The 24,019-nt window shown below is 69.4% G+C and carries 21 protein-coding genes; 15 read left to right on the plus strand and 6 right to left on the minus strand.

Translation table 11 applies throughout. The features are described 5' to 3' along the window. Positions 1–34 precede the first annotated feature (34 nt). Both GQ57_RS15225 and GQ57_RS15230 read left to right on the plus strand, forming a co-directional pair. The gene (locus tag GQ57_RS15225) at positions 35–757 is read left to right on the plus strand and encodes an amino acid ABC transporter permease (RefSeq protein ID WP_034198260.1); all 723 of its coding nucleotides are present in this window, start codon (positions 35–37) and stop codon (positions 755–757) included. A 2-nt stretch (positions 758–759) separates the two neighbouring features. Then, complete coding sequence (locus GQ57_RS15230; protein ID WP_031398657.1) at positions 760–1,485, plus strand: amino acid ABC transporter permease; 726 nt, start codon at positions 760–762, stop codon at positions 1,483–1,485. Between the two features lie 22 nt (positions 1,486–1,507). Here the strand turns inward: GQ57_RS15230 and GQ57_RS15235 are convergent, their stop codons facing one another. After that, positions 1,508–2,752 carry a M23 family metallopeptidase gene (locus GQ57_RS15235; protein ID WP_031398658.1) on the minus strand — a complete coding sequence of 415 codons (1,245 nt, stop codon included), beginning with the start codon at positions 2,750–2,752 and terminating at the stop codon, positions 1,508–1,510. Between the two features lie 334 nt (positions 2,753–3,086). Beyond that, a complete protein-coding gene (locus GQ57_RS15240) occupies positions 3,087–3,734 on the minus strand; it encodes a TetR family transcriptional regulator (protein WP_031398659.1) in 648 nt (215 codons plus the stop codon). A 149-nt stretch (positions 3,735–3,883) separates the two neighbouring features. Here GQ57_RS15240 and GQ57_RS15245 point away from each other — a divergent pair, with 149 nt between their 5' ends. From GQ57_RS15245 to GQ57_RS15255, 3 genes are read left to right on the plus strand one after another with little or no spacing between them, the layout of a single operon-like run. Next, the gene (locus GQ57_RS15245) at positions 3,884–5,083 is read left to right on the plus strand and encodes a MexX/AxyX family multidrug efflux RND transporter periplasmic adaptor subunit (RefSeq protein ID WP_031398660.1); all 1,200 of its coding nucleotides are present in this window, start codon (positions 3,884–3,886) and stop codon (positions 5,081–5,083) included. A 20-nt stretch (positions 5,084–5,103) separates the two neighbouring features. Beyond that, positions 5,104–8,241 (plus strand): multidrug efflux RND transporter permease subunit, encoded by a 3,138-nt coding sequence (locus tag GQ57_RS15250; RefSeq protein WP_034198261.1) that lies wholly within the window; start codon positions 5,104–5,106, stop codon positions 8,239–8,241. Continuing rightward, the gene (locus tag GQ57_RS15255) at positions 8,241–9,683 is read left to right on the plus strand and encodes an efflux transporter outer membrane subunit (protein WP_034198276.1); all 1,443 of its coding nucleotides are present in this window, start codon (positions 8,241–8,243) and stop codon (positions 9,681–9,683) included. The genes GQ57_RS15250 and GQ57_RS15255 overlap by 1 nt, the downstream gene beginning before the upstream one ends. A gap of 581 nt (positions 9,684–10,264) precedes the next feature. Here GQ57_RS15255 and GQ57_RS41670 read toward each other — a convergent pair. Further along, positions 10,265–10,483, minus strand: a complete 219-nt coding sequence (locus tag GQ57_RS41670) for a hypothetical protein (RefSeq protein ID WP_152603259.1) — start codon at positions 10,481–10,483, stop codon at positions 10,265–10,267. 23 nt (positions 10,484–10,506) lie between these two features. Here GQ57_RS41670 and GQ57_RS15260 point away from each other — a divergent pair, with 23 nt between their 5' ends. The 4 genes from GQ57_RS15260 to GQ57_RS15275 all read left to right on the plus strand — a co-directional run bounded on the left by GQ57_RS15260 (position 10,507) and on the right by GQ57_RS15275 (position 15,382). Further along, positions 10,507–11,019 (plus strand): fimbrial protein, encoded by a 513-nt coding sequence (locus GQ57_RS15260; protein ID WP_031398663.1) that lies wholly within the window; start codon positions 10,507–10,509, stop codon positions 11,017–11,019. Positions 11,020–11,137: 118 nt separating this feature from the next. Then, positions 11,138–13,591: a fimbria/pilus outer membrane usher protein gene (locus GQ57_RS15265; RefSeq protein WP_031398664.1), complete on the plus strand. Its 2,454-nt coding sequence runs from the start codon at positions 11,138–11,140 to the stop codon at positions 13,589–13,591. Positions 13,592–13,607: 16 nt separating this feature from the next. Continuing rightward, entirely contained in the window at positions 13,608–14,354 is a 747-nt protein-coding gene (locus GQ57_RS15270; RefSeq protein WP_031398665.1) for a fimbrial biogenesis chaperone, read from the plus strand. Next, positions 14,351–15,382, plus strand: a complete 1,032-nt coding sequence (locus tag GQ57_RS15275) for a fimbrial protein (protein WP_034198262.1) — start codon at positions 14,351–14,353, stop codon at positions 15,380–15,382. Before GQ57_RS15270 ends, GQ57_RS15275 begins: the two co-directional genes overlap by 4 nt. A gap of 111 nt (positions 15,383–15,493) precedes the next feature. Here the strand turns inward: GQ57_RS15275 and GQ57_RS43340 are convergent, their stop codons facing one another. Together GQ57_RS43340 and GQ57_RS15280 are read right to left on the minus strand one after the other, a co-directional pair. Then, on the minus strand, positions 15,494–15,631 hold the full coding sequence (locus tag GQ57_RS43340; RefSeq protein ID WP_162836099.1) for an HHHH-motif protein: 138 nt from the start codon (positions 15,629–15,631) through the stop codon (positions 15,494–15,496). A gap of 48 nt (positions 15,632–15,679) precedes the next feature. Further along, on the minus strand, positions 15,680–15,895 hold the full coding sequence (locus GQ57_RS15280; RefSeq protein ID WP_034198263.1) for a hypothetical protein: 216 nt from the start codon (positions 15,893–15,895) through the stop codon (positions 15,680–15,682). A 402-nt stretch (positions 15,896–16,297) separates the two neighbouring features. Between GQ57_RS15280 and GQ57_RS15285 the strand changes: the two genes are divergently transcribed. From GQ57_RS15285 to GQ57_RS15310, 6 genes are all read left to right on the plus strand, one after another. Beyond that, on the plus strand, positions 16,298–16,954 hold the full coding sequence (locus GQ57_RS15285) for an RNA polymerase factor sigma-70 (protein ID WP_034198264.1): 657 nt from the start codon (positions 16,298–16,300) through the stop codon (positions 16,952–16,954). A 164-nt stretch (positions 16,955–17,118) separates the two neighbouring features. After that, positions 17,119–17,340, plus strand: coding sequence for a hypothetical protein (locus GQ57_RS15290; protein ID WP_034198265.1), 222 nt, complete (start codon positions 17,119–17,121; stop codon positions 17,338–17,340). Then, the gene (locus tag GQ57_RS15295; RefSeq protein WP_034198266.1) at positions 17,337–18,185 is read left to right on the plus strand and encodes an ABC transporter ATP-binding protein; all 849 of its coding nucleotides are present in this window, start codon (positions 17,337–17,339) and stop codon (positions 18,183–18,185) included. The genes GQ57_RS15290 and GQ57_RS15295 overlap by 4 nt, the downstream gene beginning before the upstream one ends. Then, positions 18,182–20,272, plus strand: a complete 2,091-nt coding sequence (gene fhuB, locus GQ57_RS15300) for a Fe(3+)-hydroxamate ABC transporter permease FhuB (protein WP_034198267.1) — start codon at positions 18,182–18,184, stop codon at positions 20,270–20,272. The genes GQ57_RS15295 and fhuB overlap by 4 nt, the downstream gene beginning before the upstream one ends. Continuing rightward, positions 20,269–21,069 (plus strand): siderophore-iron reductase FhuF, encoded by an 801-nt coding sequence (gene fhuF / locus GQ57_RS15305; protein WP_034198268.1) that lies wholly within the window; start codon positions 20,269–20,271, stop codon positions 21,067–21,069. Before fhuB ends, fhuF begins: the two co-directional genes overlap by 4 nt. Then, positions 21,066–22,088: an ABC transporter substrate-binding protein gene (locus tag GQ57_RS15310; RefSeq protein ID WP_235215064.1), complete on the plus strand. Its 1,023-nt coding sequence runs from the start codon at positions 21,066–21,068 to the stop codon at positions 22,086–22,088. Before fhuF ends, GQ57_RS15310 begins: the two co-directional genes overlap by 4 nt. 220 nt (positions 22,089–22,308) lie before the next feature. Here GQ57_RS15310 and GQ57_RS15315 read toward each other — a convergent pair. Continuing rightward, positions 22,309–24,019, minus strand: a 1,711-nt coding sequence (locus GQ57_RS15315; RefSeq protein ID WP_034198270.1) for a cyclic peptide export ABC transporter, incomplete at its 5' end; no start/stop codon positions are given.

Consider the following 24,019-nt stretch of genomic DNA (forward strand, 5'->3'; position numbering starts at 1 on the left):
TTACTTCGATCGCGCCTGTCGCGCGCACCTCAGCATGCTCGGGTTGGCTCCCAAATATCTGTCCTGGCTCTGGCAGGGTTTCCTGCTGACGCTCGGCCTCGCGGCCGCATCGGCCCTCGCCGCAACCGCCGGCGGGCTGCTGCTCGCGATCATGCGGCATGCGCGCGGCACGGCGCCGCGCGCGGCGGCCGCCGCATACATCGTCACGTTCCGCAACACGCCGCTGCTGGTGCAGTTGCTGTTCTGGTATTTCGGCGTCGCGTCGTTGCTGCCCGATACCTGGGTCGCGTGGCTGAATGCGCGGCATGCGGTGAGCGCGGGCCCGCTCACGCTCGCCTGGCCGTCGTTCGAATTCGTGGCGGGCTGGGTCGGACTGAGCGCGTACACGGCGGCGTTCGTCGCCGAGGAGTGCGAGGCCGGCCTGCGCGGCGTGCGGCGTGCGCAGCACGATGCGGCGGCCGCGCTCGGCCTCACGCCGATGCAGTCGCTGCGCTACGTGGTGCTGCCGCAAGCCGTGCGCATCGCGTTGCCGCCGCTGTTCGGCCAGTACATGAATCTCGTGAAGAACTCGTCGCTCACGATGGCGATCGGCGTGGCCGAGCTGTCGTATGCATCGCGGCAGGTCGAAACGGAAACGTTCCAGACCTTCGCCGCGTTCGGCGTCGCGACCGTGCTGTACGTCGCGGCGGTGGCGGCGATCGAGGCGGGCGCGGATGCGGCGACGCAATGGCGCGACCGGCTGGGGGCGGGGCGCTGACAATGGATCTTTCGCTGCTCGTCTCCAACCTGCCGTATCTGCTGGTTGGCGCCTTTCCCGACGGCCCGCTCGGCGGCGCCGCGCTGTCGCTGGCGCTGGCGATCGCCTCCGCGATCGCGTCGGCCGTACTCGGCGTGGCGCTCGGCGTGGCGATGGCGCTCGCGCGCGGCCCCGTGCGCGTGCTGTTGCTCGCGTTCATCGGCTTCTTCCGCGCGATTCCGGTGCTGATGCTGATCTTCTGGACGTATTTCCTGATGCCCATGCTGCTGCACATGGATGTGCCGGGGCTCGCGACCGTCGTGTGCGCGCTCGCGCTGATCGGCGGCGCCTACCTCGCGCATGCGGTGCATGCGGGCATCGTCGCGGCGGGCGAGGGGCAATGGCAGGCCGGGCTGTCGCTCGGGCTCACGCGCTGGCAGACGGTGCGCCACGTGCTGCTGCCGCAGGCGATCCGGATCATGACGCCGTCGTTCGTCAACCAGTGGGTCGCGCTCGTGAAGGATACGTCGCTCGCGTACATCGTCGGCGTGCCGGAGCTGTCGTTCGTCGCCACGCAGGTGAACAACCGGCTGATGGTGTATCCGGCGCCGATCTTCCTGTTCGTCGCGCTGATCTATCTGGTGCTGTGCACGTCGCTGGACGGCGCGGCGCGCTGGCTGCTGTCGCGCGGCCCGCGCACGGCACGCGCCGCGCATGCGGCGGCCGAGCGGGCGGAACCCGCCGGCTGACGGCGGGTGCGCGGCCCGCGCGTCACGATGCCGAGTAATGCGTGTTGAAGACCGCGCGCAGTGTCGACGGATCGGTCGCGAAGTCGCCCCACAGCGGCCCGTCGTTTTGCGTGAACGCGAACGATGCGGTGCTGACCGACGCGAGGCGGAAGCGCCATTGCGCCGCTTCCTGGCGGAATGCGGTGAGCTGCATGTCGGACAGCGCCGTCTGCGCGCTCGCGAGGGTGACGAGCGGGTCGACCGGGCGGTTCGCCACGCGCACCTCGAAATGCAGGTGCGGGCCGGTCGCCGCGCCGGTCATCCCGACCGAGCCGATGCGCTGGCCCTGCGCCACGGTGTCGCCGGTCTTGAGCCCGGCCGCGAATGCGGACAGGTGCGCGTAATAGGTCGAGTAGCCGTCGGCGTGATCGACGATCACGTAGCGGCCGTAGCCGCCCGGATCGGTGCCGACGAACGACACCACGCCGTCGGCCGCCGCGTCGACGGGCGTGCCGGTGGGCGCGGCGAGATCGACTCCCGTGTGGAACGCCATCGCCTGCGACAGCGGATGGATGCGCTCGCCGAAGAACGAGCTGATACGGGTCCACCTGACCGGCATCGTGAACGCGGCGGCTTCGAGCGGCGCGCCGTCGAGCGCGTAGTACGCGCCGTGCCCGGCGCCGGGTGCGCGGAACCAGATCGCGCCGAATGTGCGGCCGGCCACGCGCAGCTCGAGCGCGGTGAGGCGCGGCGTGCCGTCGCCCGTATCGAACGCGATGCGGTAGTAGTCGCCGCGTTGCGCGCTCGCGCGCATCGCGACCTTGCCGCTCACGAGATCGCCGAGCTGGATGCGGACTTCGGGCGGCACGTCGAGACGGTTCAGCGTATCGGACAGCGTGAGCTCGATGTTGCCCGCGCGCATCCCGTGCGGGCTGTCGGGGGTCGCGAACCGGAACAGGTTCGCATAGCCGAGCATGTCGTTGCGGTGCGCGCTGAGCGGGGCGAACAGGCCGGGCTGCACGTTGCGGTCGTTGCGCTCGCCGATCGTGCGGGCGAGTTCGCTCGTCACGAAATGCTGCGCGGTCGGGAACGGCGTGTCGGACAGCACGCGCTGCGGCAACGCGGCCGTGCCCGAGTCGACGGCGCCCGGCAGTTGCGACACGGCGGGCAGCGCGGCGAAGCCGAGTGCGGCAAGGGCGCCGAGCACGGCGGCCGGCACGAGCGCGCGCATGACGCGCTGCGTGCGGCCGGGTGCGGAAGCATCAGGGGGGGCGGCAGGCTTGACCAAGGTGTCCACATCCAGGAAAGCGGTTCAAAGGGGTGTGGGCAGGGGCCGCCGGCGATGCATCCGTCGAGCGACGGGCGGGCGGCGGGCGTGCAACAAGACAGGGCCCGCCAGGGGCCTGTGTCGTTTCCGTTCGACCCAACGCGCGGGGCGGGCCCGCTTCGAACGGCGGCGTGCATACCGGGTCGAACCCGGATATCACGAAGACGCTAAAGAGAGATGACCGCGTCAGTCTACCGATGTTCCGTGAATCGTTAAAAATTTTAAAGAGGGTCAGCTCGGCCGTTCCGCAGTGCGATAAATCGGGCTAAACCGGCATTTGTTACGCCAATTCCCGTCAGTCCGGCAATTTGTGTGCGCCCCTGCGCAGCGCGGCCGACGCGCGCACGGCGTCGAAGCCGGCGTCGAGCATTGCCTCCGCGTCGTTCCACAGGTTGCCGCGCAGCCGGTTGGTCCAGATCATCGACGCGAACACGCCTTCGAGCAGCGACACGAGATAGACGGCGGCCAGGTGCACGTCGAGATCGGCGGCGATTTCGCCGGCCGCGATCGCGCGGCGCAGCAGCGCCTTCGTGATCCGCAGCATCTGCAGTTCGAGCAGCATGCGGCGCCGCTGCAGCGCGCCGTTCTCCTCGCTCTGCTCGCACTTCGTATAGAGGATCACGAGCACGCGCTGCATCGGGCCGGGCTCGCCGCATTCCTGCAGATAGTGCGACGCGGCGCGCCGCAGTGTGGCGAGCGGCGGCAGCCCGTCGCCGGCGTCGAAGCCTTCCGACGTACGCGCGAACGCGCGGTCGCACATCGCCAGACACACTTCCATCTTGTTGCGGTAGTGGCCGTAGACGGCGCCGCGCGACATGCCGGCCGCTTCGGCGAGATCCGCCATCGCGGTTTGCGCGACGCCTTTCTCGAGCAGCACGAGCTCGGCGGCGTCGAGGATCCGGTGCTTGATGGCGAGCGATTCTTCGCGGGTCTTGCGGGCCATGTCCTGAAATTCCTTACAATTCGCTGTCGTTTTATTGAGACAGTATGACGGTCAGATTGAAATAGCGTGTATTTAATCAGTCGTGACTGATTATAATCGGCCACCCCGAACCGCCGCATTGTATCGGCGGCGAACGATCCGAGGTCACTATGAACAACAATCGCTCCCTGTTGCGCCACCGGCTGGCGCCGTTCGCGCTGGCGGCCATGCTGGTCCTGGCCGGATGCGGAAAGGGCGACAAGGACGCCGCGCCGGAGGCCGTGAAGCAGGCGAACGTCGTGACGGTGCGCCCGACGGCCGTGCCGATGACCGTCGAGCTGCCGGGCCGGCTCGATGCGTACCGGCAGGCGGAGGTGCGCGCGCGGGTCGCCGGCATCGTGACGGCGCGCACCTACGAGGAAGGCCAGGAAGTGAAGCAGGGCGCGGTGCTGTTCCGCATCGATCCGGCGCCGCTGAAGGCCGCGCGCGATGCCGCGCAGGGCGCGCTCGCGAAGGCGCAGGCCGCCGCGCTCGCGGCGAGCGACAAGCGTCGTCGCTACGAGGACCTCGTGCGCGATCGCGCGGTCAGCGAGCGCGACCACACCGAGGCCGTCGCGGCCGACACGCAGGCGAAGGCCGAGGTGGCGTCCGCGAAGGCCGAGCTGGCGCGGGCGCAGTTGCAGCTCGACTATGCGACGGTCACCGCGCCGATCGCCGGCCGCGCCCGGCGCGCGCTCGTGACCGAGGGCGCGCTGGTCGGCCAGGACCAGGCAACGCCGCTCACGACCGTCGAGCAGCTCGATCCGATCTACGTGAACTTCTCGCAGCCGGCCGCCGATGTCGACGCGCTGCGCCGCGCGGTGAGGAGCGGGCGCGCGACGGGCATTGCGCAGCACGACATCGCCGTGACGCTGCTGCGCGCCGACGGCAGCGCCTATCCGCTGAAGGGCAAGCTGCTGTTCAGCGATCTCGCGGTCGATCCGACCACCGACACCGTCGCGATGCGCGCGCTGTTCCCGAATCCGGAGCGCGAGCTGTTGCCGGGCGCGTATGTGCGGATCGCGCTCGACACGGCGGTCGACCAGCGGGCGATCCTCGTGCCGCGCGATGCGCTGCTGCGCACGAGCGACCGCACGTCGGTGCGCGTCGTCGGCCCGAACGGCAAGGTCAAGGACGTCGAGGTCGCGGCCGACCAGATGAGCGGCCGTGACTGGCGCATCACGCGCGGCCTGACGGGCGGCGAGCGCGTGATCGTCGACGACGTCGCGCAGTTCGCGCCCGATACGGCCGTCAAGCCCGTCGAGAAGGCGCCGCCATCGAAGGCGGCGCCGGCAGCGGCCGCCTCGCAGGCGGCCGCCCGTCAAACCTGACCGGTTCAAACCAGACCACCATGGCACGTTTCTTCATCGATCGCCCCGTCTTCGCGTGGGTGATCGCAATCTTCATCATGCTGGGCGGCGTGTTCGCGATCCGCGCGCTGCCCGTTGCGCAGTATCCGGACATCGCGCCGCCCGTCGTCAGCATTTATGCGACGTACCCGGGCGCGTCGGCGCAGGTCGTCGAGGAATCGGTGACCGCGCTGATCGAGCGCGAGATGAACGGCGCGCCCGGGCTGATGTACACGTCGGCCACCAGCAGCGCCGGGATGGCGTCGCTGTACCTCACGTTCAAGCAGGGCGTGAACGCCGATCTCGCGGCCGTCGAAGTGCAGAACCGGCTGAAGACGGTCGAGGCGCGGCTGCCCGAGCCCGTGCGGCGCGACGGCATCCAGGTCGAGAAGGCCGCCGACAACATCCAGCTCGTGGTGTCGCTGACGTCCGAAGACGGCCGGATGACGGACGTGCAGCTCGGCGAATATGCGTCGGCGAACGTCGTGCAGGCGCTGCGCCGCGTGGAAGGGGTCGGCAAGGTGCAGTTCTGGGGCGCCGAATATGCGATGCGGATCTGGCCCGACCCGGTGAAGCTGGCCGGGCACGGCCTCACCGCGTCGGATATCGCATCGGCCGTGCGCGCGCACAACGCGCGCGTGACGATCGGCGACATCGGCCGCTCCGCGGTGCCGGCCAGCGCGCCGATCGCGGCGACCGTGTTCGCCGACGCGCCGCTGAAGACGCCGGCCGATTTCGGCGCGATCGCGCTGCGCACGCAGGCCGACGGCTCCGCGCTCCATCTGCGCGACGTCGCGCGCATCGAGTTCGGCGGTAACGACTACAACTATCCGTCGTACGTGAACGGCAAGGTCGCGACCGGGATGGGCATCAAGCTCGCACCGGGCTCGAACGCGGTGTCCACCGAGCGCCGCGTGCGCGCGACGATGGACGAACTGTCCGCGTACTTCCCGCCCGGCGTGAAATACCAGATTCCGTACGAGACGTCGTCGTTCGTGCGCGTGTCGATGAACAAGGTCGTCACGACGCTGATCGAGGCCGGCGTGCTGGTGTTCCTCGTGATGTACCTGTTCATGCAGAACCTGCGTGCGACGCTGATCCCGACGCTGGTCGTGCCGGTCGCGCTCGCGGGCACCTTCGGCGTGATGTATGCGGCGGGCTTCTCGATCAACGTGCTGACGATGTTCGGGATGGTGCTGGCGATCGGCATCCTGGTCGACGACGCGATCGTCGTGGTCGAGAACGTCGAGCGGCTGATGGTGGAGGAAGGGCTCGGGCCCTACGACGCGACCGTGAAGGCGATGAAGCAGATCAGCGGCGCGATCGTCGGGATCACCGTGGTGCTGACGTCGGTGTTCGTGCCGATGGCGTTCTTCGGCGGCGCGGTGGGCAACATCTACCGGCAGTTCGCGCTGTCGCTCGCGGTGTCGATCGGCTTCTCGGCTTTCCTCGCGTTGTCGCTGACGCCCGCGCTGTGCGCGACGCTGCTCAAGCCCGTGGCCGGCGGCCATCACGAGAAGCGCGGCTTTTTCGGCTGGTTCAACCGCTTCGTCGCGCGCTCGACGCAGCGCTACGCGACGCGCGTCGGCGCGATGCTGAAGAAGCCGGTGCGCTGGCTCGTCGTGTACGGCGCGCTGACCGCGGCCGCGGCGGTGATGCTCACGCAGTTGCCGACCGCGTTCCTGCCGGACGAGGACCAGGGCAACTTCATGGTGATGGTGATTCGCCCGCAGGGCACGCCGCTGGCGGAAACGATGGCGAGCGTGCGGGAAGTGGAGTCGGCGATCCGCAACGACGAGCCGTCCGCGTATACGTTCGCGCTCGGCGGCTTCAACCTGTACGGCGAGGGGCCGAACGGCGGGATGATCTTCGTCACGCTGAAGAACTGGAAAGCGCGCCAGGCCGGGCGCGATCACGTGCAGGCGATCGTCGCGCGCATCAACGAGCGCTTCGCGGGCACGCCGAACATGACGGTGTTCGCGATGAACTCGCCGGCGCTGCCCGATCTCGGCTCGACGAGCGGCTTCGATTTCCGGCTGCAGAATCGCGGCGGGCTCGACTACGCGACGTTCAGCGCCGCGCGCGAGCAACTGCTCGCGGCGGGCGGCAAGGATCCGGCGCTCACCGACCTGATGTTCGCCGGCACGCAGGACGCGCCGCAACTGAAGCTCGACATCGATCGCGCGAAGGCGTCCGCGCTGGGCGTATCGATGGACGAGATCAACACGACGCTCGCGGTGATGTTCGGCTCCGACTATATCGGCGATTTCATGCACGGCACGCAGGTGCGACGCGTGGTGGTGCAGGCCGACGGGCTGCACCGGCTCGATCCGGACGACGTGAAGAAGCTGCGCGTGCGCAACGCGCGCGGCGAGATGGTGCCGCTGGCGGCGTTCACGACGCTGCACTGGACGCTCGGGCCGCCGCAGCTCACGCGCTACAACGGCTATCCGTCGTTCACGATCAACGGCGCGGCGGCGCAGGGCCACAGCAGCGGCGAGGCGATGGGCGCGATCGAGCGGATCGCGGCGAAGCTGCCGGCCGGCATCGGCCACGCGTGGTCGGGGCAGTCGTTCGAGGAGCGGCTGTCGGGTGCGCAGGCGCCGATGCTGTTCGCGCTGTCGGTGCTCGTCGTGTTCCTCGCGCTCGCGGCGCTCTACGAGAGCTGGTCGATTCCGTTCGCGGTGATGCTGGTCGTCCCGCTCGGCGTGATCGGCGCGGTGCTCGGCGTGACGCTGCGGGCGATGCCGAACGACATTTATTTCAAGGTGGGGCTGATCGCGACGATCGGGCTGTCCGCGAAGAACGCGATCCTGATCGTCGAAGTCGCGAAGGATCTGGTCGCGCAGCGCATGTCGCTTGCCGACGCCGCGCTCGAGGCCGCGCGTCTGCGGCTGCGGCCGATCGTGATGACGTCGCTCGCGTTCGGCGTCGGCGTGCTGCCGCTCGCGTTCGCGTCGGGTGCCGCGTCCGGTGCGCAGACGGCGATCGGCACCGGGGTGCTCGGCGGGGTGATCACGGCGACCGTGCTCGCGGTGTTCCTCGTCCCGCTGTTTTTCGTGATCGTCGGCCGCCTGTTCGACGTCGGCCCGCGCCGACGCGGCGGGGCGCAGCCGGCGACGATGGAGGGTTCTCGATGATGTTCGCGCTGAATGCACGCGCCGCGTCGCGCAGTGGGTTCGTACTCGCCGCCGCACTCGCGCTGGCCGGCTGCTCGCTCGCACCGCACTACGAGCGGCCGGCGGCGCCGGTGCCGGCCGCCTATGCGCCTGCCGACGGCAGTGCCGCGCCGGCCGACGCCGCCGCGCAGCTCGACGACTGGCGTACGTATTTCTCCGATGCCGCGCTGCAGGCGTGGATCGACGCGGCGCTCGCGAACAACCGCGACCTGCGGATCGCGGCCGGCCGGCTCGAGGAAGCGCGGGCGCTGTATGGCGTGCAGCGCGCGGACCTGATGCCGTCGGTCGACGCGAATGTGGGCTACGAGCGTGTGCGCCAGTACGACCCGGTCGTGCGCGAAAGCGCGATCAGCGGTCTGTATCGCGCGGGCGTCGGCGTCAGCGCGTACGAACTCGATCTGTTCGGCCGCGTGCGCAACCTGTCCGATGCAGCGCTCGCCGAATATTTCGCGACGGCCGACGCGCAGCGCACGGTTCGCATCGGCGTGATCGCCGACGTGGCGGGTGCGTACGTAGCGGAGCGCTCGCTGCACGAGCAGCTTGCGCTGGCGCAGCGCACGCTGGATGCGCGCGAACGGATGGCCGCGCTCACGCAGCGCCGCTATGCGGCCGGCACGAGCGATGCGATCGAGCTGCGCTCGGCCGAGATGCTGGTGGCATCGGCGCGCGCGTCGCAGGCCGCGCTGCAGCGCGAGCATGCGCAGGCCGTGCGGGCGCTGCAGTTGCTCGCGGGCGATTTCGCGCGCAACGTGCCGGCCGATCCGACCACGCTCGATACGCTGTCGATGGCCCCCGTGGCGCCCGGCGCACCGAGCGCGCTGCTCGAACGCCGGCCGGACATCCGGCAGGCGGAAGCGCGGCTCAAGGCGGCCAACGCGCAGATCGGCGCCGCGCGCGCGGCGTTCTTTCCGCGCATCGCGCTGACGACCGACTACGGTTCGGTGAGCGACGCGTTCTCGAGCCTGTTCTCGGCCGGCACGAGCGTCTGGACGTTCGCGCCGCGCATCACGCTGCCGATCTTCGCGGGCGGGCGCAATCGCGCGAACCTCGACGTCGCGAACGCGCGCAAGCACATCGCGGTGGCCGAATACGAGAAGACCGTGCAGACCGCGTTCCGTGAAGTGGCCGACGCGTTCGCCGCGCGCGGCTGGATCGATCGCCAGCTCGAGGCGCAGCAGGCCGTGCACACGGCCGACGGTCAGCGGCTGAGGCTCGCGGAGCGCCGCTATGCGGGCGGCGTCGCGACGTATCTCGAACTGCTCGATGCGCAGCGCAGCACGTACGAGTCGGGGCAGGAACTGATCCGGCTCAAGCAGCTCAGGCTCGCGAATGCGATCGCGCTGTACCGTGCGCTTGGCGGCGGCTGGTCGCCGGCATCGGCGGAGGCGTCCACGTCGGCGTAGTGCCCGTCACCGTCACCGTCGTGCCGCCCGGCACGACGGCGGCATAACGTTTCGACATACGTACCGTCGCCGCTTCATCCGGTATCGCCGCGCCGGCGGCAGGCCGGCCTGCCGGTCGGGACGTTTCCCGTCCCGTGACCGCGCACACCTGACGGCCGGAAACGGCCCCGTCCCTGGATCGCCCTTGCCGCGATCCCGCGCGAACGTGCGCGGTCCGTTTTCCTTTCCCTTCTTCGACGATGTGCCCCGCGGATCGCGTGCCGATGGCCGTCCATGCACGCGCTTTCCTCCCGGGAATTGACGTCCGGATTAATCCATGTATTGAAATTAATCGGGGCGTCAAAGTGTCGCAGTAAAACGTTTGTATTCGAGGCGCAATCGTTTGCGCGAAAGAATCGATCCGATTGAATCGATGGTTAATTTCCTGTCAGTTGAAAATGATTTGATATTGGCGTTGTCGATCGACAACGATGGCGGCATCTGACAATGTTTTGTCTTTTTCACGACGAATCTTGCGCGAGCCAATGCCAGCAAGGGGGAGCTGGGTGAATCCGGTTGCCGGCCGGAAAAGTCTTTAATCTTCAGTTATTTCCTGAAAATAAAAAAGGACTGCGGATAAAAATGATGCGACTCGAAAGTCGCGGGAAATGGCGTGGAATTGAAGGGTTAAATCTGACATTGTCAGGCACATTTGACAATGATTTACAAATAACTTTCAGAATTATCTCGATAATGCTGCCTCGTGTCGGACGGAAGCCAACCATGGCTGCCGTTTGTGTCCGCCACGTCGTCCATTCCATTTGCACTCCTTACGGGAAACGTCATGAAAAAATCCCTCCTGACCGCTGTCGCATTCGCGGCCCTGTCGACCTCGGCCTTCGCAGCGGGCACCGGCACGATCAACTTCACGGGCGAGATCGTCGCGGGCGCATGCGGCATCGATTCGGGCTCGGTCAACCAGACCGTCAACCTCGGCAAGGTGCCGACCAACGTGTTCAAGCAGGCTGGCGACAAGTCGACGCCGACCAACTTCGACATCAAGCTGACCGATTGCGACACGAGCATCGCGCAGAACGCGTACTTCACGTTCACGGGCACGTCGAGCGCGGGCCAGCCGAAGCTGCTCGCGACGATCGGCTCGGCCACCAACGTCGGCATCCGCCTGCAGGCGGCGTCGGGTGAATACCTCGACAACGGCGCCGAGCAGAAGGCGCCGACCGTGCTGCAGAACGGCACGAACATCGCGCGTTTCGCAGCCATGTACGAAGCGACCGCGGCCGGCGTGACGCCGGGTACCGCCGACGGCGTGGCGAACTTCACGGTCCGCTACCAGTAAGCGGCCGTACCGGGGGAGGGTGCGCGCACCCTTCCTCGTCCGCTTTCCCTCCTTTTCCCCCTTCCTGGACTTCCGGTAGCGCCGCGTGCGAATCAGACATTCCTTCCTTTGCGTCTCCGTGCTGGTTGTCGGCAGCCAGAGCCATGCGACGGAATTCAATTCGTCGTTCCTGAACATCGACGGCTCGAACAACGTCGACCTGTCGCAGTTCTCGCAGGCGGACTTCACGTTGCCGGGCGAGTACATGCTCGACGTGCAGGTCAACGACCTGTTCTACGGCCTGCAGTCGATCGAGTTCATCGCCGTCGACGCGTCGGGCGCCGGCAAGCCGTGCCTGACGCCGGAACTCGTCGCGCAGTTCGGGCTGAAGCCGTCGCTGGCGAAGGACCTGCCGCGCTTTCAGGGCGGGCGCTGCGTCGACCTCGGCGCGATCGAGGGGGTGACCGTGCGTTACCTGAAAAGCGACGGGCGGCTCAAGATCACGATTCCACAGGCGGCCCTCGAATTCAGCGATTCGACCTACCTGCCGCCGGAGCGATGGTCCGAAGGGATTCCGGGCGCGATGCTCGATTACCGCGTGATCGCGAACACGAACCGCAATTTCGGTGCGGGCGGCGGACAGACGAATTCGGTCCAGGCCTACGGGACGATCGGCGCGAACTGGGATGCATGGCGCTTTCGCGGCGACTACCAGGCGCAATCGAACGTGGGCAATACGGCATACGCGGACCGCACGTTCCGCTTCAGCCGGCTTTATGCATTTCGCGCGCTGCCGTCGATCCAGTCGACGGTGACGTTCGGCGACGACTACCTGACCTCCGACATCTTCGACACGTTCGCGTTGACGGGCGCGTCGATCCGCAGCGACGACCGCATGCTGCCGCCTGCGCTGCGCGGCTATGCGCCGCTGATCTCGGGCGTCGCGCGCACCAACGCGACCGTGACCGTGTCGCAGGCCGGCCGCGTGCTGTACGTGACGCGCGTGTCGCCGGGCGCCTTCGCGCTGCAGAACATCAATACGAGCGTGCAGGGCACGCTCGACGTCGCGGTCGAGGAAGAAGACGGCAGCGTGCAGCGCTTCCAGGTGACGACGGCCGCCGTGCCGTTCCTCGCGCGCACCGGCCAGTTGCGCTACAAGGCCGCCGTCGGCAAGCCGCGGCTGTTCGGCGGCGCCGGCATCACGCCGTTCTTCGGCTTCGGCGAAATCGCCTACGGCCTGCCGTTCGACGTGACCGCTTACGGCGGCTTCATCGCCGCGTCGGGCTACACGTCGATCGCGCTCGGCGTCGGCCGCGATTTCGGCGCGTTCGGCGCGCTGTCGGCCGACGTCACGCATGCGCGGGCCCGCCTGTGGTGGAACGGCGTGACGCGCAACGGCAACTCGTATCGCATCAACTATTCGAAGCACTTCGACGGGCTCGATGCCGACGTGCGTTTCTTCGGCTATCGCTTCTCCGAGCGCGAATACACGAACTTCGCGCAGTTCTCGGGCGACCCGACCGCGTACGGCCTGGCCAACAGCAAGCAGCGTTATTCGGCGACGCTGTCGAAGCGCTTCGGCGACACGTCGACCTATTTCTCGTACGACCAGACGACCTACTGGGAACGTGCGAACGAGCAGCGGGTCGGCCTCACGCTCACGCGGGCGTTCTCGATCGGCGCACTGCGCAACCTGAACGTCAGCGTGTCGGCGTTCCGTACGCAGAGCGCCGGCGCCAGCGGCAACCAGGTGTCGGTGACCGCGACGCTGCCGATCGGCGGCCGCCACACCGTCACGTCGAACCTGACGACGGGCAGCGGCACGACGAGCGTGAACGCGGGCTACATCTACGACGATCCTGACGGCCGCACCTACCAGGTCAACGCCGGCGCGACCGACGGCCGCGCATCGGCGAACGCGAGCTTCCGCCAGCGCTCGTCGGCGTACCAGCTCACGGCGCAGGCATCGACGCTCGCCAATGCGTACGCGGCCGCGTCGCTCGAAGTCGACGGCTCGTTCGTCGCGACGCAGTACGGCGTCTCCGCGCACGCAAACGGCAACGCGGGCGACACGCGCTTGCTGGTGTCGACCGACGGCGTGCCCGACGTGCCGCTGTCCGGCACGCTTGCGCATACCGACTCGCGCGGCTACGCGGTGCTCGACGGGGTCTCGCCGTACAACGTGTACGACGCGACCGTCAACGTCGAGAAGCTGCCGCTCGAAGTGCAGGTGACGAATCCGATCCAGCGCATGGTGCTGACCGACGGCGCGATCGGCTTCGTGAAGTTCTCCGCCGCGCGCGGCAGCAACCTGTACCTGACGCTGACCGACGCGGACGGCAAGCCGCTGCCGTTCGGCGCATCGGTGCAGGACGTGGCGAACGGCAAGGAACTCGGCATCGTCGGCGAGAGCGGCGCCGCGTTCCTGACCCAGGTACAGCCGAAATCCACGCTGGCGGTGCGAGCGGGCGAGCGCACGCTCTGCACGATCGACGCACTGCCGAACCAGCTCCAACTCGAAGGCACGCCGATCCCGGTGACGTGCCAGGCGCCCGGCGAGTCGCATGCAGCGGCCGCACGGGTCGAACGATGACTCCACGGATCCAGCGATGAACATGCCTTTCCCCGTTTCCATTCCGCGACGCGCGCTGTGCGCGCTCGCCACCGCCGGCGCGCTGCTCGCGGGCGCCGCGCACGCGGCGATCGTGCCCGACCGCACCCGCGTGATCTTCAACGAAGGCGAGCAGGCCGCGATCGTCACGATCACCAACAAGAGCACGACCTATCCGTATCTCGTGCAGTCGTGGCTCGAGGATGCGAAAGGCAACAAGATCACGACGCCGCTGATGGTCGTGCCACCGTTGCAGCGGGTCGAGGCGAACGAGCGCAACGTGCTGCGGATCGCGAAGCTGCCGGGCGCCGAGCTGCCGGCCGATCGCGAGTCGGTGTTCTACCTGAACATCCGCGAGGTGCCGCCGAAGACCGATACGCCGAACACGCTGCAGATCGCGCTGCATACGCAGATGAAGCTGTTCTACCGGCCGAAGGCCGTGCAGCCGCAGCGCGACGAGGACTGGACGCTGCCGATGACGTTGCGCGTGGATGCGGCCGCGCACCGGCTGGTGTTCGACAATCCGACGCCGTACCACGTGACGGTGGTCGACGTGAGCGCGGGCGAACAGAAGACGAAGGTGCCGATGGATCCGGTGATGGTGAGCCCGATGAGCACCGCCGACGTGCCGTTCAAGGCCGCGACGCCGTCGACGCTGTTCGTCACGCATATCGACGACTACGGCGGCCAGGTGGCGGTCGAGTACGCGTGCGAGGCCGGCGCCTGCAAGAGCGTGAAGAAATGAGCGGCGCTCGACGAACCGGCATCGCCGCGCCCATGCCCGCCTGGCTCAGGTGGTGCATGCTCGCGCTGTTCATCGCGGTGGCGCAGCCGGCGTGGGCCGTGCGCTGCGTCGCGAATGGCGGCGGCACGTCGCTGACGGAAGCGATCGGCAACGTCGCGTCCTATCCGACCGACGCACCGGACGGCTACGTGATCTGGGTGTCGCCGCCGCGCACGACGACGGGATACTGCTACAAGGATCTCGGCGGCGACATGAAGACGTTCGGCGAGTGGATCTATTTCTACGCGAACCCGGAAAAGCAGACGCCTGCCGCGTGGGGGCTGGAGATCGGCATCCGCTACGAAGGGCAGGACTACTTCGGCCGCAGCAGCCAGCCGGGCGACGGCGTGCAGACGAAAACGTACGTGGAGCCGTGCAAGCTGAGCGACGCGGACGTCAAGGCCGGGCGTTGCGAGAAGTTTCCGCTGAGCATCACCTATCAGGTCGTGGTGCGCAAGCGCGGCAACTGGGCGCAGCCGCCGTCGGACATCTACGCCGTGTTCCAGTTCGACGGCAAGGGCGGCCTGAACTACATCAACCCGAGCTTTCGCTACAAGCTGAGCGGCCTGCGGAACCTGAAGCCGACGCCTTGCCTGGTCGACGTGAAGGTCACGCCGGAACCGGGCATCGTGAAGTTCGGCCAGGTGCAGGCGACGGGCAACGGCTTCTCGCCCGCGATACCGCGCAAGTCGTTCAGTCTCGCGCTGACCAAGCAGTGCAACGTGGCGCTGCGCGTGGACGGCTACTTCGAGACGTCGCAGACGGTGCGCAACGGGCTGCTCGTGCCGGATGCCAACAGCAATTTCGGTATCGGCATCGAGGACCGCAACGGCACGGCGATCCCGTTCAACCAGCAATTCGTGCTCGCGCAGATGCCCGGGAGCGTGAACTACCAGAGCGTGACGCTCGATGCGGTGCTGAAGGCGTTCGGGCCGCCGAAGATCGGGCCGTTCAACGGCACGGCGACGATTCGGCTGTTCATCTACTGACGCATGCGACGCCTGCCTGTCGACCCGGCGCGGCTTGTGCGACGACGGCCGCCAACGCCGGGTCGGTGAAGCGCTGCCGCGAGGCGCCGGTATTCCGGCGCCTCGTGGCGTTTACCGCACCCAGTGACACACCTTGTGATGGTGATGCTCGAAGTGACACACGCGGTGCGGATGCGCTTCGGCGATCGCCGGCACGAGTACGGCTGCGGCCAGGGCCGCGACGGTCAGGGTTTTCAGTAGCGTTTTCATATTGAGGTCCTGTTGTTGAAGATCGGATGACGCGATCGGGAAAGGGCGTTACCACTGCGGCCGCGGTTCGTCCCTGCGGTCTTCATACCCGCCCGGATGCTGAGCTTCCCAGTCGCGGCGCTCCCAGTAACGATGCCCGTCCCAGTAACGATCGCCATGCCAGCCGATCGTGACTTCTGCCGGGGCAGGGTACGCGACGCAGCCCGTCAGCATCACGCTCGAGAGCGCACCGACCATGATGGCGGATAACACGATGGATTTCATGTCGTTCTCCCTTGGAAACAGCAACCCGATCGTACGAGCCCCCAAAATTTCACGTGGTAAGAAGTTGCTACTGCAAATGACAGCCGCAAGCAATTCGTCAGGCGAGTGAAAGATCGCGTCGGCGCGCCGCGGGACAGGCGGGCGGGCCGCACGCGATGTGCGCCGCGCCCCGCATCGTTTGCGCCGCCGGCGGCGAACCCGGTGCCGGATTGCGCCGGTCCTGTCGGGTTGAAAGCTTGACGTGCGCCGCGATCGAAATGACGCGTCTTGTCTGCTCGCGCAACGATTCCGGCAATTGTTCGGACAAATCCAGACAACCCGAAAGGGGATTTGTGAATCGCATTGAGAATGATTTGCGTTTACGTTAAATTGCGCTATCTCGGAATTTGACGGAGCAGATCGATGACGATGGCGGAAGTGCTCGACCGACCGGCGGCGGCAGCGGCAAACCCGTTCCTCGGCAGTGATCGCGACCGGCGGCCGCGTGCCCACCGTGCCGCGGAGCCCCGTGCGCAGGGCGCACTGCTCGACGTGCTGATCTCGCATCGCGCGATGCTCGTGAATGTCGCGCGCGGCATCGTCGGTTGTACGAGCCGCGCCGAAGACGTCGTCCACGACGTCTTCGTGAAGCTCGTCGAATTCCCGAACCAGGACGCGGTGCGCCAACCGGTCGCCTACGTGAGCCGGATGGTGCGCAATGCGTCGATCGACGCGTGCCGCCGGCGCAACCTCGAGAACGTCTATCACACGGAAGAGGATGCCGGCTTCGACGTGCCGTCGCCCGAGCCGACGCCGGAAGCCGCGCTGCTGACGCGCGACACGCTGCGGCGCGTCTGGGCCGCGCTGGACGACCTGCCGGCGCGCAGCCGCGCGGCCTTCGAGATGGTGCGGTTGCGCGAGGAAACGCTGCAGACCGCGGCGCGCGCGCTGAACGTGTCGCAGACGCTCGTGCATTTCATGGTGCGCGACGCGGAGCGCCATTGTGCGGACAGCCTCGAGGCATGCCATCGCGGCGTCGCGTGTCCGGCGTTCGCGGGCGGCCGCGCACGGCGGAACTAGGCAAGCGCGCCGGCCCGTCGCCCGTCGGGCCGGGGAGATGGACTCCAGCACGGCGCATCCCGGTGCCGTTTCCCGCGAGGTTCCGGTCGTGGCGCAAGCCGCGGCGCGTTTCGCCAGCAGGGACGATCGCGTCCATGCGGCCGTCGTCAGCGACCGCGAACGGTATGCGATCCGGCCGACGTTTCGCCGGTGCGCTCGCCGGGCAGGCGAGCGGCGCCGTGCGTGACCCGGAAAGCATCGTGTTCCCGTGGCGCATGGACGCCGCACCGACGCCCGACAACACGCCGATTCCGCACGCACGCGGCTCGTTCGAGAAACTGCCCGAGGTCGTCGTCGCGATGACGCAACGCTACACGGTCCTGCGCGACCGAACGGAGGATGGATGACGCGTGGTACCGCCGCACTTTCCGCGCGCGGGCTGTCGGTAGGGTATCGCGACCATGTCGTGATCGACGGGCTGGACCTGTCGATCGCGGCCGGCCGCGTCACCGCGCTGTGCGGACCGAACGGCTGCGGCAAGAGCACGCTGCTGCGCACGCTCGCGGGCCTGCAGCCCGCCCGTGCGGGCCAGGTCGAAGTGAACGGCACGCCGCTCGCGTCGTTGCGCCGTCGCGCGCTCGCGCGCGAGCTCACGATGCTCGCGCAGTTCAACCAGATTCCGTCGGGCCTCACGGTGCGCGAGCTCGTCGCGTACGGGCGCTATGCGTATGGCGGTTTCCTGCGCGGCCTGTCGCGCGCCGACCATGCGGCGATCGACGAGGCGCTCGAGACGAGCGGCCTCGCCGGCGACGCGGGCCGCGACGTCGGCGCGTTGTCGGGCGGCGAGCGCCAGCGCGCGTGGATCGCGATGGCGCTCGCGCAGCAGGCGCCGATCGTGCTGCTCGACGAGCCGACGACCTATCTCGACATCCATCACCAGCTCGACATCCTCGATGCGCTGCGCGCGCTGAACCGCGCACGCGGGCTGACGATCGTGTGGGTGCTGCACGACCTGAACCAGGCGGCCGCCTACAGCGACGAGATCGTGCTGATGCGAGCGGGCCGACTCGTCGCGCAGGGCTCGCCCGATGCGATGCTCGATCCGGCGCGGCTGCGCGCGGCGTTCGGCGTCGAGATGCTGAAGCTCGCGCATCCGCAGACGGGCGCGCCGATGTGCGTGCCGGCCTACGGGCCGTCCGCGTCGGGTGCGCCGCAGGCGGCCGGCGCCCTCGACCGGGATCTCGCCGTATGACCACGTTCGCGATGCGCAGGCGCCGCGCGGCGGCGGGGAAGCGGGCGACCCCGGGACGGGCCGGCACGATCGCGCTCGGCCTCGTCGCGCTGATCGGGGCGCTCGCCGCGCTGCGCGTCGCCCCCGATCTGCGCGCGTGGTGGGACGCCGCGCCCGGCAGCGACGGCGCAGCGCTCGCGCACGTGTTCCTGTTCGACCTCAACCTGCCGCGGGTCGCGGCGGCGCTCGTCGCGGGCGGCTGCCTCGGCGTGGCGGGTGCGCTGTTCCAGTCGCTCACGCGCAATCCGCTCGCGTCGCCCGACCTGCTCGGCGTGACGGGCGGCGCCCAGCTCGGCCTGCTCGCGGCGATGCTCGTGCCGGCGCTGGCCGGTGTCGCGTCGGTGCCGCTGCTGTTCGCCTGCGGGCTGGCCGCTGCCGCATGCGCGATCGTCGCGGCCGGCGGCTGGCGCGCGACGTCGTTGCGGCTCGTGCTCGCGGGCAGCGTGTGCATGCTGCTGTTTTCCGCGCTGTCGACGCTCGTGCTCGCGTTCTTCGAAGAGAACATCGCGGGCGCCGCGCTGTGGAGCAGCGGCAGTCTCTACCAGCCAGGCGCGGCGGGCCTCGCGCTCGCCGCGCGCTGGCTCGTCGTGCCGCTGGTCGCACTGCCGTTCGTGATCCGGCCGCTGGATCCGCTGACGCTCGGCGACGAGGCGGCGGCCGCGGCCGGCGTGCGTGTCGATGCGACACGGCTCGCCGCGACGCTCGTCGCGGTCGCGTTCACGAGCGTGGCCGTCAGTATCGCGGGCCCGCTGTCGTATGTCGGCCTGGTCGCGCCGAACCTGCTGCGCCAGGTGCGCGGGGCGCGCGCGGCGCGGCTCGGCGTGCTGGTGCCGCTGTCGGCGCTCGCGGGCGGCGCGCTCGTGCTCGGCACCGACAGCGCGGTGCTCGCGTCGGGTCTCGACGCGACGCTGTCGACCGGCGTGGCGATCGCGCTGGTCGGCACGCCGCTGATGCTGGCGATGATCCGGCACGGCGCCGCGTGGTCGGGCGTGCTGCACGCGGATGGCGAGCGCACGGCGGGCGGTGGCGCGACGCGGCTCGTCGGCTGGCTCGAACGGCTCGGCTGGCCGTGGCGCACGGTGCTGTTCGTCGTGGCCGGCGTGCTCGCGATGCTCGCCGGCGCGTCGGCCGGCCCCGAATGGCTGTCGCCGGCCCGCTGGTTCGCCGCGCTGTCCGGCCACGATGCGCTCGCGCGGATGCTGATCGACCTGCGCCTGCCGCGCCTGGTTTGCGCGCTGCTCGCCGGTGCGTTGCTGGCAGCCAGCGGCGTCGCGATGCAGAGCGTCGTGCGCAATCCGCTCGCGGGCCCCGAAGTGCTCGGCGTCACGCAGGGCGCGGGGCTCGTCACGCTGGCTGCGCTGTCGACGTGGCCGCTGATGGGCCACATGACGCTCGCGGCTGCCGCGCTGATCGGCGGCGGGCTGTCGCTGGCGATCACGCTCGCGCTGAATCACCGGCAGCGCTATGCGCCGCTCGCGGTGGCGCTGACGGGCATCGTGACCGGCGCGTTGTGGACCACGCTCGCGCAATGGCTGATCACGCAGGAGAGCGTGCAGCCGGCGCGCTTCGTCGTGTGGCTCGTCGGCGGCACCTATGGCCGGAGCTGGGGCGAGGTGTCGATGCTGCTGCCGTGGTGCGTGCTCGCGGTGCCCGCGTTCGCGTGGCTCGCGAAGCCGCTCGACATGCTCGCGCTCGGGGACGACCAGGCGGCCGTGCTCGGACTGCCGGTGGCCGCGCTGCGGCCGCTCGCGCTGACGATCGCGACCCTCGCCGCGTGCGCGGCCGTGGCGGCGGTCGGGCCGGTGGGCTTCATCGGGTTGATGGCGCCGCACGTCGCGACGATGCTCGGCGCGCGCCGGCACCGCACGCGGCTGTGGCTCGCGGCCGCGTGCGGCGCGCTGATCCTCGGTGTCGCGGATCTCGCGGCGCGCACGGTCGTTGCGCCGCGCGAAGTGCCGGCCGGGGTGCTGACCGCACTGATCGGCGCGCCGTACCTGCTCGGACTGCTGATTATCGAGGGGCGCCGCGCGCGGCGCGCACGGCGATGACGCCGATGCCGGACGGCGTGCGCGCCACGCGTTTCTCGGCGTTTGCGCCGCAACCGTTCGCCGACCATCTCGACGCCGTCTGGCTCGGCATGCCTGACGACGCGCATGCGCCGGGCCGCATCGTCGTGCCGGTCGGCGCATTGCCCGCGCATCGCGATGCGGTGCTCGACGCGATGGTCCGTCACTACGGCGGCGATCCGGCACGGCATGCGCGCGCGCTGATGTCGCAATGGAGCAAATACTATTTCGGCCGCGCGGCGCCGGCCGGCGTGGTTGCCGCGCTGACGCTCGGCCGGCCGCTCGACATGACGCCCGAGCGCACGTTCGTCGCACTCGACGACGGGATGCCCGCCGCGCTGTATTTCGCGAGCGACGCGCTCGGCGCGCCGTGCGACGACCCGGCGTCGCGCTACGCGGGGCTCATCGCGCATCTCGGCGCGGTGATCGACCTGCTCGCGGCGATGGGCCGCGTCACGCCGCGCGTGCTGTGGAACAACGCGGGCAACCTGCTCGACTATCTGCTCGATGTCTATCGTTCGCTGCCGTGCGTGGCCGATCCCGCCCGCGACGCCGGCTGGTTGTTCGGCCCGACCTGCGTCGACGGCGAGCCGAATCCGCTGCGCACGCCGGTGCGCGATGCCGTGCCGCGCTCGCCGCTGCTGCCGACGCCGTTCCGCGCGCGCCGCGTGTGCTGCCTGCGCTATGAAATTCCTGGAGAAACGCAACTGTGTGGAAGCTGCCCCCTGCTACTGACGATGGACGACGCGGCGCTGGCCGGGCAGGGCGCGATCCGGTGATGCGCGCCGGCCGCCGGCACGCGCTCGGTGCACTGGCCGCGCTCGGCGCGGCCGCGTCGTCGGGCGCCGTCGCCGCCGCGCTCGATGCGTCCGGCGCGCCGGGCCCGCGCGGGGCGGGCGCCGTGTCGCTGGCCGGCAATCCCGTCGTCTCGCAGGCCAGCGCGACGATGCCGGTGCGGCCGCTGCGGGTGGTCGCACTCGATTTCATGTTCGCGGAATGCGCGGTCGCGCTCGACCTCGTGCCGGTCGGGATGGCCGATCCGGCGTTCTATCCGGGCTGGCTTGGCTATGCAAGCGACCGGCTCGCGCACGTGACCGATATCGGCACGCGGCAGGAGCCGGGGCTCGAGGCAATCGCCGCGGTCAGGCCGGATCTGATCATCGGCGTCGGTTTCCGCCATGCGCCAATTTTCGGTGCGCTCGACCGGATCGCGCCGACGATCCTGTTCCAGTTCAGCCCGGATGTGTCCGACGACGGCGGGGCACCCGTCACGCAGCTCGACTGGATGCGGCAGATCTTCCGGACGATCGGGGCGGTGACGGGGCGCGACGCACGCGCGCAGGCGGTCGGCGCGCGGCTCGACGCGGGAATCGCGCGCAATGCGGCGCGACTCGCGGCCGCGGGCCGCAAGGGCGAGCGCATCGCGCTGTTGCAGGATCTCGGCTTGCCCGACCGCTACTGGGCCTATACGGGCAACAGCATGTCGGCGGGCCTCGCGCGCGCGCTCGGGCTCGATCCATGGCCCGGCAAGCCGACGCTGGAAGGCACGCTTTACGTGACGTCGGCCGACTTGCTCAGGCAGCGCGGCCTGGCCGTGCTGTTCGTGACCGCATCGGGCATGGAGGTGCCGCTGTCGGCGAAGCTCGACTCGCCGGTATGGCGCTTCGTGCCCGCACTGCGCGAGCGCCGGATCGCGCTCGTCGAACGCAATATCTGGGGGTTCGGCGGGCCGATGTCGGCCCTGAAACTGGCCGACGTGATGACCGACACGATGCTGAGGCTGCCGGCCGCGCGCTGAATGCGCGGCGGCAGGCATGCCGCCGGGCGCCGTCGGCCCGACGGGCAGGAGGCGGCCTCGGGGCGATCGGCGGTGGCGGGCCCGGGCGGCCACGCCGTGCGCCACTGCGTTGCCCGGCCCGCATCGACGTGGCGGAATGCGCGGCGACCTGCCGGTGCCGGACGAATCTCGCCGGCGCCCCGCCAGGGCCGCGCATCGGCCACCCTTCATCGGCCGCCGGTTACGCGCTCAGCGTGTCGGCGCCATCCCGGATGCGCGACCGCGCGGGCGCCGTGTCGCTGACGATGCGGCCGTTGTCGAGCTTCAGCAGCCGGTCGGCCAGATCGAAGTAGCGGTCGTCGTGCGTGATCACGATCACGGCCTTGCCGCGCGCACGCAGCTCGGGCAGCAACTGCTCGTAGAACACGGCCTTGAACGACGGGTCCTGATCGGCCGCCCATTCGTCGAACAGGTAGAACGGCCGGTCCTCCAGATAGGCGACGACGAGCGCGAGCCGCTTGCGCTGTCCGGTCGACAGCGCGCGGGTCGAGAACGCGCCGTCCACCACCTTGACCTTGTGGTCGAGCGCGAGCTTCGCGACGAGCGCATTCGCGCGCGCATCGGCCTGCGCGCGGGACGGATCGTCCGGATCGACGATGCCGAGCAGCGCGTCGAACAGGTGAAAGTCGTTGAACACCGCGCTGAAGCGCTGCCGATACGCCGCGCGCTCGCGCCAGCCGATCGTGCGGCCGTCGACCTCGATCGTGCCTTGCTCGGGCTCGTAGAGGCCCGTCAGCACCTTCGCGAGCGTCGTCTTGCCGCTGCCGTTGCCGCCGACGATGAACACGAGTTCGCCGGGTTTGATGGTCAGGTCGATCGGCCCGATGCCGAACATCCGCTCGTCGCGCTCGTGGAAATACGCGTGGGTGACGCCGCGCAGCGTGACGGCGCCGGCCGGCGGCACGTCGGGCGCATCGGCCGCGGGCGGCGCCGTGCGCAGCGCGCCGAATTCGGCCATCACGCCTTCGATCCGCGCGAGCGACACGCGGGCCGCGTTGAGGGTCGGCAGGTTGTTCAGCAACCCGTCGAGCGGCACGAGCATGAACAGGAACACGACGACGTAGCCGGCCGCCGCGGCCGGATCGGCATGCACGCCGAGTTGCGGCCAGAACGACGCGACGCCGAGGAACACGTAGAACAGGAAGATGATCCAGCCGACGCCGACCGCGTATGCGCTGAACGCGCGGCGGCGGTGGTCGCGCACCTCGCCGATCGCGGCGCCGAGCTGTCCGTCGACGAACTGTCGCGCGCGGGCGTCGTGCAGCTTCAGCTCCTTCGCGCCGGAGAACAGCGAGCCGAGATGGCCGAACAGGCGGTCCTGCGCGTGGCCGGCCGCTTCGAGCGACGCGATCGCGCGGCGGTCGCCGGTGTGGTAGCCGACCGAGCCGGCGACGATCGCGGCCAGCGCCAGCAGGCACACGGGCCACGACAGCCACGCGAGATAGCCGAGGCAGCCGAACACGATCGAGCCGTGCATGACGAGGTTCGGCAGCGCGAAGAACAGCATCGACACGTTGGTCGCGTCGTCGGTCAGCACCGACTGCACGGGCGCCGCGCCGATCCGCTCGATGTCGCGCAGCTCGGCCGCGCCGACGCGCCGCGCGAGATGCACGCGCAGCCGCGCCATCGTGTCCTGCGACAGGCGGGCGAACAGCGTGCCGGACACGATCCGCGTGACCAGCGCGATCACCGCGCACAGCGCGAAGCGCCACGCGAGCTGCGTATCGGCCGCGCCCGGCTGCGACAGCGCCCGGTTCAGCGTCGCGACGAGCAGCACGCTCGCGACGCCGTTCAGCACGCACGCGGTGAGCGCCAGCGCGAGCGACGCACGGCTTTCGCGCAGCAGCGCAAGGATCAGGCGCGCAGCGGGGCGGGCGGGAGCGGCGTCGGGG

This window comes from Burkholderia sp. MSh2, assembly GCF_000731655.1.
Taxonomy (GTDB): Bacteria; Pseudomonadota; Gammaproteobacteria; order Burkholderiales; family Burkholderiaceae; genus Burkholderia; species Burkholderia paludis.

What these genes read in the sequence shown, in the direction of transcription:
- GQ57_RS15225 (WP_034198260.1), top strand. Translation starts at nt 35, where the DNA reads ATGCTCGGGTTGGCTCCCAAATATCTGTCCTGGCTCTGGCAGGGTTTC.
- GQ57_RS15230 (WP_031398657.1), top strand. Translation starts at nt 760, where the DNA reads ATGGATCTTTCGCTGCTCGTCTCCAACCTGCCGTATCTGCTGGTTGGC.
- GQ57_RS15240 (WP_031398659.1), bottom strand. Translation starts at nt 3,734, where the DNA reads ATGGCCCGCAAGACCCGCGAAGAATCGCTCGCCATCAAGCACCGGATC.
- GQ57_RS15245 (WP_031398660.1), top strand. Translation starts at nt 3,884, where the DNA reads ATGAACAACAATCGCTCCCTGTTGCGCCACCGGCTGGCGCCGTTCGCG.
- GQ57_RS15250 (WP_034198261.1), top strand. Translation starts at nt 5,104, where the DNA reads ATGGCACGTTTCTTCATCGATCGCCCCGTCTTCGCGTGGGTGATCGCA.
- GQ57_RS15255 (WP_034198276.1), top strand. Translation starts at nt 8,241, where the DNA reads ATGTTCGCGCTGAATGCACGCGCCGCGTCGCGCAGTGGGTTCGTACTC.
- GQ57_RS41670 (WP_152603259.1), bottom strand. Translation starts at nt 10,483, where the DNA reads ATGGAATGGACGACGTGGCGGACACAAACGGCAGCCATGGTTGGCTTC.
- GQ57_RS15260 (WP_031398663.1), top strand. Translation starts at nt 10,507, where the DNA reads ATGAAAAAATCCCTCCTGACCGCTGTCGCATTCGCGGCCCTGTCGACC.
- GQ57_RS15270 (WP_031398665.1), top strand. Translation starts at nt 13,608, where the DNA reads ATGAACATGCCTTTCCCCGTTTCCATTCCGCGACGCGCGCTGTGCGCG.
- GQ57_RS15275 (WP_034198262.1), top strand. Translation starts at nt 14,351, where the DNA reads ATGAGCGGCGCTCGACGAACCGGCATCGCCGCGCCCATGCCCGCCTGG.
- GQ57_RS43340 (WP_162836099.1), bottom strand. Translation starts at nt 15,631, where the DNA reads ATGAAAACGCTACTGAAAACCCTGACCGTCGCGGCCCTGGCCGCAGCC.
- GQ57_RS15280 (WP_034198263.1), bottom strand. Translation starts at nt 15,895, where the DNA reads ATGAAATCCATCGTGTTATCCGCCATCATGGTCGGTGCGCTCTCGAGC.
- GQ57_RS15285 (WP_034198264.1), top strand. Translation starts at nt 16,298, where the DNA reads ATGACGATGGCGGAAGTGCTCGACCGACCGGCGGCGGCAGCGGCAAAC.
- GQ57_RS15290 (WP_034198265.1), top strand. Translation starts at nt 17,119, where the DNA reads ATGCGATCCGGCCGACGTTTCGCCGGTGCGCTCGCCGGGCAGGCGAGC.
- GQ57_RS15295 (WP_034198266.1), top strand. Translation starts at nt 17,337, where the DNA reads ATGACGCGTGGTACCGCCGCACTTTCCGCGCGCGGGCTGTCGGTAGGG.
- fhuB (WP_034198267.1), top strand. Translation starts at nt 18,182, where the DNA reads ATGACCACGTTCGCGATGCGCAGGCGCCGCGCGGCGGCGGGGAAGCGG.
- fhuF (WP_034198268.1), top strand. Translation starts at nt 20,269, where the DNA reads ATGACGCCGATGCCGGACGGCGTGCGCGCCACGCGTTTCTCGGCGTTT.